We start from the raw sequence: 16,099 nt of genomic DNA on the forward strand, positions 1-16,099 counted from the left end.
CATGGAACGCATTAAACGCTTCATCCGCGAGCTCTCCGAGCAGCAATGGCTAGAGGTGCAGGAATTGCGCGATTGGGAGATTCTGTCCTCGGTGTATCAATTGCCGGGACAGTATGACAAGCTGCAGCCTTATAAGGACGGCAGCAATTATGATCTGTTCCCGAGTGTGCAAGGAACGACCTATTTCTTCCGCCGTACTTTGGAGATTCCGGCTAACTGGCTGCCGGGCCACATCGGGTTGATTTTTGCTTCAGGTGGGGAAGGGCTGCTGCGGGTGAACGGTGAATCGCGGCAAGGACTCGACCGCAATCATACCTTTGTAACTCTGGCAGGTGATCCATCTGGCCGTCCGTTGGACCTGGAAATCGAACTCTTCGATCCGGTCCCCGAGCCGGTGGACCCATTAAATCAACAGGCGGTGATCCAGCCGCCGATTCGGATGATCCACAGCCAGCTGGTGCTGGTGAATAGACCTGTGCAGAGTCTAATGTACACGGCAGTAGTGATTCGCGATTCGGCAATTCTGCTGCCTGAGCAGGACCAGCGCCGTAACCGGATGCTGGAAGCTTTGTATGTGGCAATGGATGAATTCGTTGGCCTTACCACGCAGGAGATCCGCGAGGGTGGTGAGATTTTGCGAATCGAGCAGAAGCTGCGGGGCAGAGTCGGGGAGATCGGCGGTCATGCCGAAGGAACAATCCACATGGTGGGCCAGTCCCATATCGATATTGCCTGGCTGTGGCCTGCGCGCGAGACCGTGCGCAAGACGAGCCGGACGTTCTCGACGGTGAATGCCCTGATGGACGAATATCCTGACTATCAATATGCGCAGAGCCAGCCGCTGCTGTTCGAATATTTGAAAGACAATGACCCGGTACTCTATGAGAAGGTCAAGGCACGCATCCGTGAAGGACGCTGGGAACTGGTCGGTGGGATGTGGATCGAACCGGATCTGAACATTCCGAGCGGAGAATCGTTGATGCGGCAAATGCTATATGGTCAACGCTTTTATCTCGAAGAGTTCGGGCGCACCTCGCAGATTGAGTGGCTGCCGGATACCTTCGGCTACTGCGCTTCTCTGCCGCAGATTCTGCAGCATGGTGGCATCAAATATTTTATGACCACCAAGCTGGGCTGGAATGACACAAATGTCTTTCCTTACGATCTGTTCCATTGGGTCGGCATTGACGGCACGCCGATGTTGTCTTACCTGAATCATGGGGTCAATGAGAATACGCTGCCCAAAGATGTGCATGAACACTATCAGTCCTTCCGCGAAAAAGATAAACATAATGAGCAGATGCTGCTCTATGGGCATGGTGACGGCGGCGGCGGGGTCACCCGCGAGATGCTGGAATATATCCAGCGTGCCGAGCTAATGGTCGGCCAGCCGGAGAGTAAATACAGTAATGCCGCGGATTTCTTCGCGGGCATTACGCGCAGTCAGCCGCAGCTGCCGCAGTGGCGGGGCGATCTGTATCTGGAGCTGCACCGCGGCACCTACACCACGCACGGCCGCAACAAGCGGAACAACCGCAAGGCGGAAGTGTTGTACCGTGAAGCGGAGCTGTGGCAGACATTAGCTTCGCCGCAGCTGGACACGGAGCAACATGCCGTAGTTGCCGGGCAGCTGCATCAGGGCTGGAAGCTGATTTTGTTGAACCAGTTCCATGATATTATTCCGGGCTCGGCGATTACCGAAGCATACGAGACCTCGGAGAAGGAATACGCAGAGGTGTTTGAGCTTGGCCGTGTTGCGCTTCAGCCGGGGCTTGCGGCATTGGCCGGGAACATTAACACGTCAGGCGAGGGTACACCTTACATTGTTTTTAATGGTTTGGGTTGGACGCGGGATGCCGTGGTCGAACTTGCTCTCAGCGAAGAAGTAGCCGCCAGCGGAAACTTTGCGGTGTATGGCGAGGATAACGTACTGCTGGAAGCAGATGTCCTGACGGAGGAGGCAGCAGTTTCTGGTGTCGCGGTTCTCGTTCCGGAGATTCCGGCCTTTGGCTACAAAACAATCTGGATTCGTGATCTGTCTCAGAACACATCCGATGAAAGTAATGTAGAATCTGCCGCTGCTGAACATAATCAAACTGCTGTAGGAGCTATTCCCTTCGGCGACCGTTGGGAGACGGACTATTATCGTATTACCTTTAACGAGCGGGGAGAAATCACCAGTCTTTTTGATAAAAAAGGAAACCGGGAGATCGTAAAATCCGGTGAGCCGGCGAACCGCTTCCACTTTTTCCATGACCGTCCGACGCTTTGGGATGCCTGGGACATTGACAACCGTTATGAAGCCCAACCCGCCGGGGAGGCTGAGCTTATAGAAAAGGCAGTGGTCCGCACTGGTGCGGTGCAGGATATTTTGCGCTTCCGCTGGAAGCTGGGCCAATCCGAGATTACTCAGGATATGATTCTACATCACCATAATCCCCGGATTGATTTCCAGACGCATGTGAGCTGGAACGAAGCCCATAAGCTGCTTAAGGTAGGGTTTCCGATTGATGTTGTGACGGATAAGGCAACTTACGAGATTCCATTTGGTGCGCTGGAACGTCCGACCCACCGCAACACCAGCTGGGAGCAGGCGCAGTATGAGGTTTGCGGGCATCGTTTTGCGGATGTATCGGAACGTGGATATGGCGTCAGTCTGCTGAATGATTGCAAATACGGCTATGACATCCAAGGCAGTACCATTCGTTTGTCGCTCCTGCGCGCGCCGAAATGGCCGGATGCTACTGCGGATCTCGGCGAGCACGACTTCACCTATTCGCTATATCCGCACCGTGGGGATTGGCGGGAGGCTCATACTGTTCGCCGTGCAGCAGAGCTAAATCATGAGCTGTATACTTTTGCCCCTTCATCAACACAGGGGCAGCTGCTGCCAACAGGCTCATTTATCGGATTCTCCGGTGAGCACGTGGTGCTGGATACGATTAAGCCATCCGAGGACGGGCAGGGGACTGTTCTCCGTTTCTACGAATCCTCGGGAGGCCGCGAGCGGGTTCAGCTCAAATGGCAGTATCCAGTTCAGAGCGTCTACCTGTCCAATGCTCTGGAAGAGCAGCTGGAACTGATCGAACATACGGCTGGCGGTGAATTGGAACTTCACTTTGCCCCTTACGAGATCAAAACAATCTACATCAGAAATTAAATAATCACATCACAGATGCAAAGGAGCATATCTCACTTGGAACAATTCCGATTACCCAAAATAGCAATGCCCCAGCTGCCGCTGCCGCAGGCTGTACAAGAAGTACTTGCCGAAGCAGAGGAGAAGCTGGCACATCGCCCGAAGCTGTTGCAGCTGTTCAAGAACTGTTTTCCGAATACGCTGGAGACGACGACTAAACTGCTGGATGACGGAACCACCTTTGTGATTACCGGCGATATTCCGGCCTCCTGGCTGCGTGATTCAGTGGAGCAGGTAATTCAATACGTGCCTCTGGCCAAAAACGATCCCGATCTCCAGCGCATTATCGGCGGTCTTATCAAACGCCATATTCAATATATTCATATCGATCCTTACGCCAATGCATTTAATGAGTCGGCCAATGACTGGCACTGGAACACTACGGATGTGACCGAGATGTCGCCATGGGTGTGGGAGCGTAAATTTGAGATTGATTCGTTATGTTTTGTTGTGCGCCTCGCTTATACCTACTGGAAAGAGACGGGCCTGACTGATTTCTTCGACGCTGGGTTCAAGTCGGCCATGCGCCAGATTTTCGATTTGTTCAAAAGAGAACAGCGGCATTTCGAGCAGTCTCCGTACCGGTTCAGCCGCAATAACGGCATTCCGGAAGATTCTCTGCGCAATAGCGGTCTCGGCATGCCGGTGAACTATACCGGAATGATCTGGTCGGGCTTCCGGTCGAGCGATGATGCCTGTGATTTCCACTACAACATTCCTGGCAATATGTTCGCTGTTGTCGCGCTGCGCCAGATGCAGGAATTCGCGGAGTGGGTCTTCCGCGATCTAGACTTTCTGGCTGAACTTAAAGAGCTGGAATTTGAAGTGGATCATGGCATCAAGCTCTATGGCATTTATCGCCATCCGGAGTTTGGTCCGATTTATGCTTATGAGACCGACGGCTTCGGCAATTACTGCCTAATGGACGATGCGGGAACGCCCGGACTGATCTCCATTCCGTATCTGGGTTACGCTTCGGCGGATGATCCCATCTACCAGAACACCAGACGTTTCGCATTGAGCAAAGAAAATCCGTTCTATTATGAAGGCACAGCTGCCAAAGGGATCGGCAGCCCGCACACTCCGGAGAACTATATCTGGCATATGGCGTTGTCTATGCAGGGCATTACGGCTCAGACTGCCGAAGAGAAGCTGGAACTGATTGCGATGCTGGAAAGTACGGATGCCGGAACCGGATATATGCATGAAGGCTTCCATGTGGATGATCCTAGTGTATTTACCCGCAGCTGGTTTGCATGGTCGAACAGTTTGTTCTCGCAGCTTGTCTATCGGGCGATGAAGGAAGGTATTCTGTGAGCGGGGGCCGTATCATCCTGTTCGCGGACCCGTCTTTTCCCGGGTATACCGCAGCGGGCGGACTGACAGCGGAACAGGCACAGTCTATAGGAATACATCATACTGACCCTCCTGTTCATGCAGCGCAGCTGGCCGAAACGCTGGACAACGCCAAGGCCGGGGACTGCTTCGTTAGCTTCCATGCTCCGTACTTCCCGAAGGAGGCTTGGCCTTCCATCGTCGCCTATTTGAGCAGAGGCGGCAGCTTGATCAGCATTGGCGGTGCCCCGTTTAAGCATCCAGTCCGCCTAGTCGCTGAAGAGTGGCGGATCGAAGCTGAGCAGACTGCCTATCACCGCCAGCTGCATATCCATGAAGCGCTGCAGGTGAGCAGCGCAGATCGCATACAGCAGCATGTCGCGCTTAGAGACATTCCGCTCTTCGTAGGCGATGAGCAGCTGCTGGCCCTGTCGGATACCTGGAACCTGGTACCGCATGTCACTAAAAGCAGTGACCTGCCGGAGCAGATGGGTTCCAGTGGACCCATGGACACGCGGATCTACCCGCTGCTTAAGGGCATTACCGCCGCCGGAAGGGAAGTTTCAGCTCCAGCTGTGCTGTGGGAGCATATCGGCGGGCCTTTTGCCGGTGGCCGCTGGATCTTTATCGGCCAACCGCTTACGCCTGATTTCTGGAATCAAGGCGGAACGGAAGCATTAACCCGCTGGGCAACCTTTGCCGCTCGGGGAGTAACAGAGCTGTGGCTGAAGCCTAACTATGCTTCTTATGAAAAAGGCGAGCGGCCGCTGCTGTTTTTGCAGGGTCAGCGGCTAAGCCGTAGCCAATCGTCACCGACAGCAGCGCAGTGGACCCTGAACATCACTCTGAGCAAAGACGGGGAGTCTATCCCATGTTTCACTCACGAGTGCAAGCTTGAGGTCAGTCGCGAGCTGAACTTCCTACGTGTACCGCTTGCTATAGAAATTCAACCTGGCCTGTATCATCTTTCTTGCCATGCTGTATCGGAAGAAGGCGAAGTGCGGATGTTGCGTCAAGGCTTTTGGGGATATGACGTGGGCCTGTTATCGCAGGGGGAACCGATTAAGGCTGGAAGAGATTATTTTATCAAAGACGGTCAGCCTTTACCTGTTGTCGGCATGACTTATATGACCTCTGACGTAGCGCGGAAGTTTCTATTCCTGCCAAATGCTGATGTCTGGGATCGGGATATGGCACAGATGCGGAAGGCAGGCATCAACTGGATTCGTACCGGTATCTGGACAGCCTACCGCAATATTATGCAGGTAGACGGTCATGCCTCGGAAGAAGTGCTGCGGGCGATTGATGCTTTTCTACTGACTGCGAAGCGGCATGAGCTGCAGGTTACCTTTACGTTCTTCTCCTTTACGCCGGAGACTTGGGAAGGGACGAATCCTTATCTCGATCCGCGCAGTGTAGAAGCGCAAAAACGGTTCATCCGCTCCATCGTCGCACGGCATCGCACGACAACCCATGTCGATTGGGATTTGATCAATGAACCGTCAATGTTCGATCCGCCGCGGATTTTCTCGGACGGACCGAGCTCGGCGCGTGATAAATATGAACGCGCTGCTTTCTCTGCTTGGCTGGAAGAACGCCATGGTGATATAACTTCGCTTCAAGAGCGCTGGAATATGACGCCGCTGGAATTGCCGGATTTTGCGGCTGCACAACCTCCTGAGCAAGAAGAGATTAACTTTAGTGTGCAGGATATTCATTCCGGGAAGCGCGGCACACGTTGGCTCGACTACTGCCTGTTCTCCATGGACATGCACAACGTATGGGCAGGGGAGCTAAGCGGCACTATCAAGGAACTCTGCCCAGATCATTTAGTGACCGTAGGGCAGGATGAGGCTTTGGGTGCCCAACGGCCGTCGCCGTTCTTTTATGAGCGCGAAGTCGATTACACCACTGTTCACAGCTGGTGGTTGAATGACAATCTGCTCTGGGATGGAATTTTTGCCAAAACCCATCACAAACCGAACCTCATTCAGGAGACCGGCATCATGTACGTAGAGACGCCAGACGGACGGGCTAAACGCAGTGAGGAAGAATTGCGGGCCATGCTGGAGCGCAAATATGCCTATGCGTTTGCTTCTGGAGGTGCCGGGGCTGTGCAATGGATCTGGAACACGAACTTTTATATGGATAATGCCAATGAATCACAGATCGGTGCGCTGCGGGCCGATGGGACTGAGAAGCCGGAAGCGGATGTGTCTTATGATTTTGGGCGGTTCATCGGCGAAGCCGGGGGATTATTTGACGGGCGGAAGCTGGAAGAGATTGCCGTGGTTTTCCCTTACTCTAATGACTTCTCTAACCGGAAGCTCGCCTATGATGCGACTACCCGCCTGACAAGGATCTTATCTTATCAGCTTCATTTGCCTTTCCGCGCCGTATCGGAATACGATCTGGCTCCGCTGGAGGCAGAGCCGGCTAAGTTGATTCTCCTGCCGAGTGTGCACAATCTGGATACTGACGCCCTTCAGCAATTGCTGGACATAGTGGAGCGTACAGGTGCCGTTCTGCTCATTACTGGAGCATTGGGGGTTGATGCGTATTGGCAGCCTTCGGATCGTATGGACGCAATAGTAGGAGCCCGTAAACTTGGCAACATGCGTCGTGAGGAGCAGCTTCTATTGAACGGACGCAAGTTTGCGGTGTCCTATGGACAGAAGCGAATCGCGGAGCTAGTCAAAGAAACGCCAGCAAATGCAGATGTTGATTCGTCTAGTTCAGGTGGTGTGGGTGATCACCTCATCGAACGCCAGCTTGGCACAGGTCGCCTGATCTGGTGCCCGCTACCTTTAGAACTGAATGACCGCGACGAGCCGATCGCCGCGCTCTACCAATATGCTGCACAAGCCGCAGGTATCGAAACCGGGCTGGAATGGATCAGCGGTGGAGACCTGCCAGGTGTGTACGGGCGAAAGCTTGCTTTTGCAGAAGGTTCATTGTATATCTTCGTATCTGAATACGCCTGGGATGCCGAACTTGAAATAAAAGATCCTGCAACTGGAGCTCATTACTCATTTTTACTGGAGAAAGAACGTTCGGTGTTGTTTGCAGCTGATTCAGCGGGCAAGCTGGTAGCTGTCTACAGACCTGAAGAGGTTAACATTACGCTTAATAAATGCTGAAGAACTGAGGTGTACACACAGATGACCCACACAACAACCAAAACAGCCCATATCGTGTCCCATACTCACTGGGACCGTGAATGGTATTTGCCCTATGAGAAACACCACGTCCGTCTGGTTCAGCTGGTGGATGCACTGCTTGCGAAGCTGGACGGAGATTCCGCCTTCCGCAGTTTTTACCTCGATGGGCAAACCATTATTCTGGAGGATTATCTTCAGGTTCGGCCAGAGAACAAAGAGAAGCTGGAGAAGTATATCCGGGATGGGCGAATCTTGATTGGACCTTGGTACATTTTGCAGGATGCGTTCCTGACGAGCGGCGAGGCAAATGTGCGGAATATGCAGATCGGCCATCAGGATGCCGAGAAATACGGCGAGCCTTCCAAAATCGGCTATTTTCCCGATACGTTTGGATTGGTCGGACAGACTCCGCAGCTGATGTTGCAGTCAGGGATTACGAATGCTTTTTTTGGCCGCGGGGTGAAGCCTACGGGATTTAACAACACTGTATCGGATGCAGGTTATGAGTCCTCTTTCTCCGAGCTGATCTGGGAAGGGCCGGATGGATCCAAAATTCTCGGTATCCTATTTGCCAACTGGTATTCTAACGGCAATGAAGTTCCTGTTGAGGAAGGTGCGGCTCGGGAATTCTGGGACCGTAAGCTTGCGGATGCAGAGAAGTATGCTTCAACGGGGGAGTTATTGTTCATGAACGGGTGCGACCACCAGCCTCTGCAATTGGATTTGCCGGAAGCTATCCGCACCGCCGAAAAGCTATACCCTGAAGTGAAGTTCGTGCATTCAAATTTCCCGGACTATCTGCAAGCCTTGGATCAGCAATTATCCTCGGGTCAGCGGGAGCTCTCCACCGTTACAGGGGAACTGCGCAGCCAGCGTACTGACGGATGGGGCACCTTAGTGAACACAGCCTCAGCCCGGGTTTATTTGAAGCAGATGAACCAGCTGGGCCAGACTCTTTTGGAAAAAGTAGCCGAGCCGCTGGCCTCCATCGCCCGCCTGTCCGGACAGGACTACCCGCACCATCTATTCACCTATGCCTGGAAGACGCTGATGCAGAACCATCCGCATGACAGTATCTGTGGTTGTAGTGTGGATGAAGTGCATCGTGAGATGGTAACTCGTTTTGATAAAAGCCGGCATGTTGCTGAGAACATCATAGATGACAGTGCTAAGTTTATCGCAGATCAAGTGGAGACTTCTGGCTTTTCCGCATACGGGGAAGATGCAGTTCCTTTTATAGTGATGAATACCACGGGGTGGAAGCGTACGGGAACGGTAACTATAGAGCTGGATGCTGAACGGTTATATCTGCGCGAGGGTTATCCTTTGGATGAGACCGCCCGCAGAATGCTGGCTGTTGATTTGTCCGGCAGGATTCTCGTCGATCACACAGGGGAGGAATTAGCGTCTACAGTGGAAGATCTGGGTTTAAGCTTTGGTTATGATCTGCCTGATGACCAATTCCGTCAGCCGTATATGTGCCGCAAAGTGAGACTTACTTTTGAAGCACGCAATGTGCCTGCACTTGGGCTTTGTACTTACGCTTGGGTACAATCAACTACGGAATCCGCTCAGGGAAGCTCTTTAATAGAAGGAGAGCGCAGCTTGGAGAATGCATCTCTCAAGGTAGTTGTTGCTGAGGATGGTTCATTTACGTTATTGGATAAGCATAGCGGTACCACTTATCGTGAGTTGGGGATTTACGAGAATACCGGAGACGTAGGCAATGAATACATGTACAAGCAGCCAGAAGGTGAACAAGCGCTGAAGACCAAAGGCCAGCCTGCAGTTATTAAGGTGATTGAAGACTCTCCCTTCCGTGCGGCCATTGAGATCCGAATAGATTGGGAGATTCCGGCTTCGGCGGATGACACCTTGGAGGCGGAACAGCGTGCACTTGTGTATTATCCTGAGCGTAAAGCGCAGCGGAGTGTAAATACGGTGGTTTTGAAGCTTCGTACCGTCGTATCGCTGGAGCGGGAAGGCAAAGGTGTGCATATTGAATCCACAATTAATAACCAAGCCAAGGATCACCGGATACGAATGCTTTTCCCGACCGATCTGTCTACCGATGTGCATCGTGTGGATTCTATGTTTGAAGTGGCTACCCGAGATAATAATCCAGCACCAGAATGGGCAAATCCGAGCAACACTCAACATCAGCAATCCTTTGTGGATGTCAGTAATGGCGATGTAGGACTTACGGTAGCCAATCAGGGATTGAACGAATATGAGGTTCTGCGGGATGGACGCAATACTATTGCCGTCACCTTGTTACGCAGTGTAGGGGAATTGGGGGATTGGGGCTGGTTCCCAACACCGGAAGCTCAGTGCCTGGGCGAATACACAGCACAACTGGAGCTGATTCCTCATTCTGGTGAGGGAAGTGAACAACGGGCATTTACAGAGGCCTATCAATTCCAGACTCCTTGGACGGTATGTCAGACCGGCCTGCATAGCGGGAAGTTGAACTCTGGATACACCCCATTGGTTTGGGAGGGAGACAACATGGCCTTCTCATCCATGAAAATGAACGGAACTTCCGGCGACTTGTTTTTGCGTTGGTACAATATGTCCGCTCAGCAGACACAATTGCAACTGAAAGTGAACAGTCCTCAAGAGTATTTATTTAAAAGCAATATCTTAGAGCAGCCTAACCCTGCTTTACAAGGAGCAACGTCTTCGGTTCACCACTTAGAGGTCGGACCATCTGAGATTGTAACTGTAGGTGCGAAATTAAGCTTATAGGTAAAAAGATGCCCCGGCGCTTCCCTGCCGGGGCATCTTTTGATTTACTTTCTTCTATAAGACTTGTGCCAATCTTGAATGGCCTCTTGGCGGGAGGGGAATCTCATCTGGATCCAATTGTTTGTTTCCCATTCATGAATCGCCTGCTGTTTAGTTTGGTAAAAGCTGTAGTCGCAAATGTTCCAGCTGTTATACAGTTTCTGATACCATTTCCCTTTAGGGATGTCGCCAGGATAGCGGCGGACGGCTTTATTGGCTTGTTTTTTAGCCCATGAGGAACCGTGTTTCTGTTGGTCGCTGCACACGGGTTGCTTTTTCACACTTCTGCTCATTGATTCTCCAACCTCCTTTTAGAGGGAAGCTAGAGATCATGCAAGGTCTTTATATGAATCACCTCTTTGCCAAAAAATAATGGAATTGATACCTATGTATGAAGGGGGCTCTGATGTTAATAGATAGACGCGGAAAAGGGGAATGCGGTTGCGATACAATTGCGGAGAAGTATGTGTATAGTTTTTTTGAAATAAAGCTTGCAATGCATCTCCATACATGATATATTCTAAGTCCGGCCAAGAAGTACACATGCCGAGCTCGAAAAAGAAGTTAAAAAAAGAGCTTGACATTAAATAGCCGAACATGATATAGTATAAGAGTTGCTGCTGAGACATTAAACGGCGCCAACGAGAACTTGATCTTTGAAAACTGAACAACGAGTGAGTGGGAAATCACGTAAGTGAAATCCAAAATTAGAGAATTAATTTTCTCGTCAGATGTTTCAAAATGAGCATATCGCTCTTTTCAATACTAATTGGAGAGTTTGATCCTGGCTCAGGACGAACGCTGGCGGCGTGCCTAATACATGCAAGTCGAGCGGAGTTACTTTGAAAGCTTGCTTTCAAAGTAACTTAGCGGCGGACGGGTGAGTAACACGTAGGCAACCTGCCCTTCAGACTGGGATAACTACCGGAAACGGTAGCTAATACCGGATAATTTCTTTTTTCTCCTGAGAGAAGAATGAAAGACGGAGCAATCTGTCACTGAGGGATGGGCCTGCGGCGCATTAGCTAGTTGGTGGGGTAACGGCCCACCAAGGCGACGATGCGTAGCCGACCTGAGAGGGTGAACGGCCACACTGGGACTGAGACACGGCCCAGACTCCTACGGGAGGCAGCAGTAGGGAATCTTCCGCAATGGGCGAAAGCCTGACGGAGCAACGCCGCGTGAGTGATGAAGGTTTTCGGATCGTAAAGCTCTGTTGCCAGGGAAGAACGTCCGGTAGAGTAACTGCTACCGGAGTGACGGTACCTGAGAAGAAAGCCCCGGCTAACTACGTGCCAGCAGCCGCGGTAATACGTAGGGGGCAAGCGTTGTCCGGAATTATTGGGCGTAAAGCGCGCGCAGGCGGCTATTTAAGTCTGGTGTTTAAACCTTGGGCTCAACCTGAGGTCGCACTGGAAACTGGGTGGCTTGAGTACAGAAGAGGAAAGTGGAATTCCACGTGTAGCGGTGAAATGCGTAGATATGTGGAGGAACACCAGTGGCGAAGGCGACTTTCTGGGCTGTAACTGACGCTGAGGCGCGAAAGCGTGGGGAGCAAACAGGATTAGATACCCTGGTAGTCCACGCCGTAAACGATGAGTGCTAGGTGTTAGGGGTTTCGATACCCTTGGTGCCGAAGTTAACACAGTAAGCACTCCGCCTGGGGAGTACGGTCGCAAGACTGAAACTCAAAGGAATTGACGGGGACCCGCACAAGCAGTGGAGTATGTGGTTTAATTCGAAGCAACGCGAAGAACCTTACCAGGTCTTGACATCCCTCTGAATCTGCTAGAGATAGCAGCGGCCTTCGGGACAGAGGAGACAGGTGGTGCATGGTTGTCGTCAGCTCGTGTCGTGAGATGTTGGGTTAAGTCCCGCAACGAGCGCAACCCTTAACTTTAGTTGCCAGCAGGTAATGCTGGGCACTCTAGAGTGACTGCCGGTGACAAACCGGAGGAAGGTGGGGATGACGTCAAATCATCATGCCCCTTATGACCTGGGCTACACACGTACTACAATGGCCGGTACAACGGGAAGCGAAGCCGCGAGGTGGAGCCAATCCCATCAAAGCCGGTCTCAGTTCGGATTGCAGGCTGCAACTCGCCTGCATGAAGTCGGAATTGCTAGTAATCGCGGATCAGCATGCCGCGGTGAATACGTTCCCGGGTCTTGTACACACCGCCCGTCACACCACGAGAGTTTACAACACCCGAAGTCGGTGGGGTAACCCGCAAGGGAGCCAGCCGCCGAAGGTGGGGTAGATGATTGGGGTGAAGTCGTAACAAGGTAGCCGTATCGGAAGGTGCGGCTGGATCACCTCCTTTCTATGGAGAATCGTTCTCTGCAATGAGAACATTCAAATCGGAAGCTCAGCTTCCAAAACTCAGGTTTAGGCCTGTTACTCACTCGTTGCTCAGTTTTGAGAGTTTAAGCTCTCAAGTAAGACTTGATCCTTGAAAACTGGATACCGAAACGAATTTGCGTTTTAGAACATCTTTTAGCAACTTGTGCAAACAAGTAAATGTTATTAGTGAGATTTTTCTTTGGAAGAATCAAGGTTAAGCTAATAAGAGCACACGGAGGATGCCTAGGCGCCAGGAGCCGACGAAGGACGTGGCGAACAACGAAACTGCCTCGGGGAGCTGTAAGCAAGCTTTGATCCGGGGGTGTCCGAATGGGGAAACCCAGCTGTGGTAATTCGCAGTTACTCATTTCTGAATACATAGGAAATGTAGAGGCAGACCAGGGGAACTGAAACATCTAAGTACCCTGAGGAAGAGAAAACAATAGTGATTCCGTCAGTAGCGGCGAGCGAACGCGGAACAGCCTAAACCTAAGAGCTTGCTCTTAGGGGTTGTGGGACGTCTCACATGGAGTTACAAAGGAATATGGTAGGTGAAGAGGTCTGGAAAGGCCCGCGATAGAGGTAAAAGCCCTGTAACCTAAACTGTGTTCTCTCCGAGACGGATCCCGAGTAGTGCGGGGCACGTGAAACCCCGTATGAATCCAGCAGGACCATCTGCTAAGGCTAAATACTACCTGGCGACCGATAGTGAAACAGTACCGTGAGGGAAAGGTGAAAAGCACCCCGGAAGGGGAGTGAAATAGAACCTGAAACCGTGTGCTTACAAAAAGTCAGAGCCCTATTAATGGGTGATGGCGTGCCTTTTGTAGAATGAACCGGCGAGTTACGTTTAACATGCAAGGTTAAGCCGAGAAGGTGGAGCCGCAGCGAAAGCGAGTCTGAATAGGGCGAATTAGTATGTGGACGTAGACCCGAAACCGTGTGATCTACCCCTGTCCAGGGTGAAGGTGCGGTAACACGCACTGGAGGCCCGAACCCACGTACGTTGAAAAGTGCGGGGATGAGGTGGGGGTAGCGGAGAAATTCCAATCGAACTCGGAGATAGCTGGTTCTCCCCGAAATAGCTTTAGGGCTAGCCTCGGTATAAGAGTAGTGGAGGTAGAGCACTGATTGGGTGCGGGGTCCGCAAGGATTACCAAGCTCAGTCAAACTCCGAATGCCATATACTTATTGCCGGGAGTCAGACAGTGAGTGCTAAGATCCATTGTCAAAAGGGAAACAGCCCAGACCATCAGCTAAGGTCCCCAAGTGTGTGTTAAGTGGGAAAGGATGTGGAGTTGCACAGACAACCAGGATGTTGGCTTAGAAGCAGCCACCATTGAAAGAGTGCGTAATAGCTCACTGGTCGAGTGACTCTGCGCCGAAAATGTAACGGGGCTAAACACACCACCGAAGCTATGGCTAGATACTATGTATCTGGGGTAGGGGAGCGTTGTGTAGGGGTTGAAGGTGTACTGAAAAGAGCGCTGGACACTACACAAGTGAGAATGCCGGTATGAGTAACGAAAAGATCAGTGAGAATCTGATCCGCCGAAAGCCCAAGGTTTCCTGAGGAAGGCTCGTCCGCTCAGGGTAAGTCGGGACCTAAGGCGAGGCCGAAAGGCGTAGTCGAAGGACAACAGTTTGAAATTACTGTACCACCGTAATCCGCTATGAGCGATGGGGTGACGCAGGAGGGTAGTGACGCGGACTGATGGATGTCCGTCTAAGCAGTGAGGCTGATGTGTAGGCAAATCCGCACATCGATAAGGCTGGGCTGTGATGGGGAGCGAAAATTGTAGTAGCGAAGGTCATGATCTCACACTGCCAAGAAAAGCCTCTAGCCAGGAGAAGGTGCCCGTACCGCAAACCGACACAGGTAGGCGAGAAGAGAATTCTAAGGCGCGCGGAAGAACTCTCGTTAAGGAACTCGGCAAAATGACCCCGTAACTTCGGGAGAAGGGGTGCCCCGGTAGTGTGAATAGCACGAGGGGGCCGCAGTGAAAAGGCCCAAGCGACTGTTTAGCAAAAACACAGGTCTGTGCGAAGCCGCAAGGCGAAGTATACGGGCTGACGCCTGCCCGGTGCTGGAAGGTTAAGGGGAGTGGTTAGGGGTAACCCGAAGCTATGAACCGAAGCCCCAGTAAACGGCGGCCGTAACTATAACGGTCCTAAGGTAGCGAAATTCCTTGTCAGGTAAATTCTGACCCGCACGAATGGCGTAACGACTTGGGCGCTGTCTCAACGAGAGATCCGGTGAAATTTTAATACCTGTGAAGATGCAGGTTACCCGCGACAAGACGGAAAGACCCCATGGAGCTTTACTGCAGCTTGATATTGAATTTGGGTACGATCTGTACAGGATAGGTGGGAGCCGTAGAAATCGGAGCGCAAGCTTCGGTGGAGGCGCCGTTGGGATACCACCCTGATCGTATCTAGGTTCTAACCTAGTACCCTTACCGGGTACGGGGACCGTGTCAGGCGGGCAGTTTGACTGGGGCGGTCGCCTCCTAAAGAGTAACGGAGGCGTTCCAAGGTTCCCTCAGAATGGTTGGAAATCATTCGCAGAGTGCAAAGGCATAAGGGAGCTTGACTGCGAGACCTACAAGTCGAGCAGGGACGAAAGTCGGACTTAGTGATCCGGTGGTACCGCATGGAAGGGCCATCGCTCAACGGATAAAAGCTACCCTGGGGATAACAGGCTTATCTCCCCCAAGAGTCCACATCGACGGGGAGGTTTGGCACCTCGATGTCGGCTCATCGCATCCTGGGGCTGAAGTAGGTCCCAAGGGTTGGGCTGTTCGCCCATTAAAGCGGTACGCGAGCTGGGTTCAGAACGTCGTGAGACAGTTCGGTCCCTATCTGTCGTGGGCGCAGGAAATTTGAGAGGAGCTGTCCTTAGTACGAGAGGACCGGGATGGACGTACCGCTGGTGCACCAGTTGTTCCGCCAGGAGCATGGCTGGGTAGCTACGTACGGACGGGATAAGCGCTGAAAGCATCTAAGCGTGAAGCCCCCCTCAAGATGAGATTTCCCAATTAGTAAGACCCCTTGAAGACGACGAGGTAGATAGGTTGGAGGTGGAAGTGCAGCAATGCATGGAGCTGACCAATACTAATCGGTCGAGGGCTTATCCTAAAAATACCCCAAAAAGTGAAGAAGAAGCTGCGAAGCTAATTCCGAATACTTTCCGGGGGCCCCGTAAGAAGGGCAAACGCAAATTCGTTTCGGATTCAGTTTTCAGGCGATTAAGCCTGAGCATTTACGCTGTAA

General features: G+C 52.0%; 5 protein-coding genes and 2 rRNA genes. 6 read left to right on the plus strand and 1 reads right to left on the minus strand.

The window, feature by feature from the left end; translation table 11 throughout:
* The first annotated feature begins 1 nt into the window (after window position 1).
* From MHH89_RS26190 to MHH89_RS26205, 4 genes are read left to right on the plus strand one after another with little or no spacing between them, the layout of a single operon-like run.
* On the plus strand, window positions 2-3,160 hold the full coding sequence (locus MHH89_RS26190; protein WP_076282597.1) for an alpha-mannosidase: 3,159 nt from the start codon (window positions 2-4) through the stop codon (window positions 3,158-3,160).
* A 36-nt stretch (window positions 3,161-3,196) separates the two neighbouring features.
* Window positions 3,197-4,516: a glycoside hydrolase family 125 protein gene (locus MHH89_RS26195; protein ID WP_076098666.1), complete on the plus strand. Its 1,320-nt coding sequence runs from the start codon at window positions 3,197-3,199 to the stop codon at window positions 4,514-4,516.
* Entirely contained in the window at window positions 4,513-7,674 is a 3,162-nt protein-coding gene (locus tag MHH89_RS26200; protein ID WP_438269382.1) for a beta-galactosidase, read from the plus strand. The genes MHH89_RS26195 and MHH89_RS26200 overlap by 4 nt, the downstream gene beginning before the upstream one ends.
* A gap of 21 nt (window positions 7,675-7,695) precedes the next feature.
* Window positions 7,696-10,443, plus strand: a complete 2,748-nt coding sequence (locus tag MHH89_RS26205; RefSeq protein WP_341088533.1) for an alpha-mannosidase — start codon at window positions 7,696-7,698, stop codon at window positions 10,441-10,443.
* Between the two features lie 44 nt (window positions 10,444-10,487).
* On the opposite strand, the gene MHH89_RS26210 is transcribed toward MHH89_RS26205, so the two are convergent.
* Window positions 10,488-10,775: a hypothetical protein gene (locus MHH89_RS26210; RefSeq protein WP_076280521.1), complete on the minus strand. Its 288-nt coding sequence runs from the start codon at window positions 10,773-10,775 to the stop codon at window positions 10,488-10,490.
* Between the two features lie 473 nt (window positions 10,776-11,248).
* Between MHH89_RS26210 and MHH89_RS26215 the strand changes: the two genes are divergently transcribed.
* Window positions 11,249-12,806, plus strand: a 16S ribosomal RNA gene (locus MHH89_RS26215).
* Window positions 12,807-13,038: 232 nt separating this feature from the next.
* Window positions 13,039-15,964, plus strand: a 23S ribosomal RNA gene (locus MHH89_RS26220).
* The 16S and 23S rRNA genes sit together here, the layout of an rRNA operon.
* The last annotated feature ends 135 nt before the right edge of the window (window positions 15,965-16,099 follow it).

Source organism: Paenibacillus sp. FSL H7-0323 (assembly GCF_038002725.1).
Classification (GTDB): domain Bacteria; phylum Bacillota; class Bacilli; order Paenibacillales; family Paenibacillaceae; genus Paenibacillus_AQ; species Paenibacillus_AQ odorifer.

Bases quoted from the DNA above. Each gene is read 5' to 3' on its own strand.
- MHH89_RS26190 (WP_076282597.1), top strand. From the start codon at position 2: ATGGAACGCATTAAACGCTTCATCCGCGAGCTCTCCGAGCAGCAATGG.
- MHH89_RS26205 (WP_341088533.1), top strand. From the start codon at position 7,696: ATGACCCACACAACAACCAAAACAGCCCATATCGTGTCCCATACTCAC.
- MHH89_RS26210 (WP_076280521.1), bottom strand. From the start codon at position 10,775: ATGAGCAGAAGTGTGAAAAAGCAACCCGTGTGCAGCGACCAACAGAAA.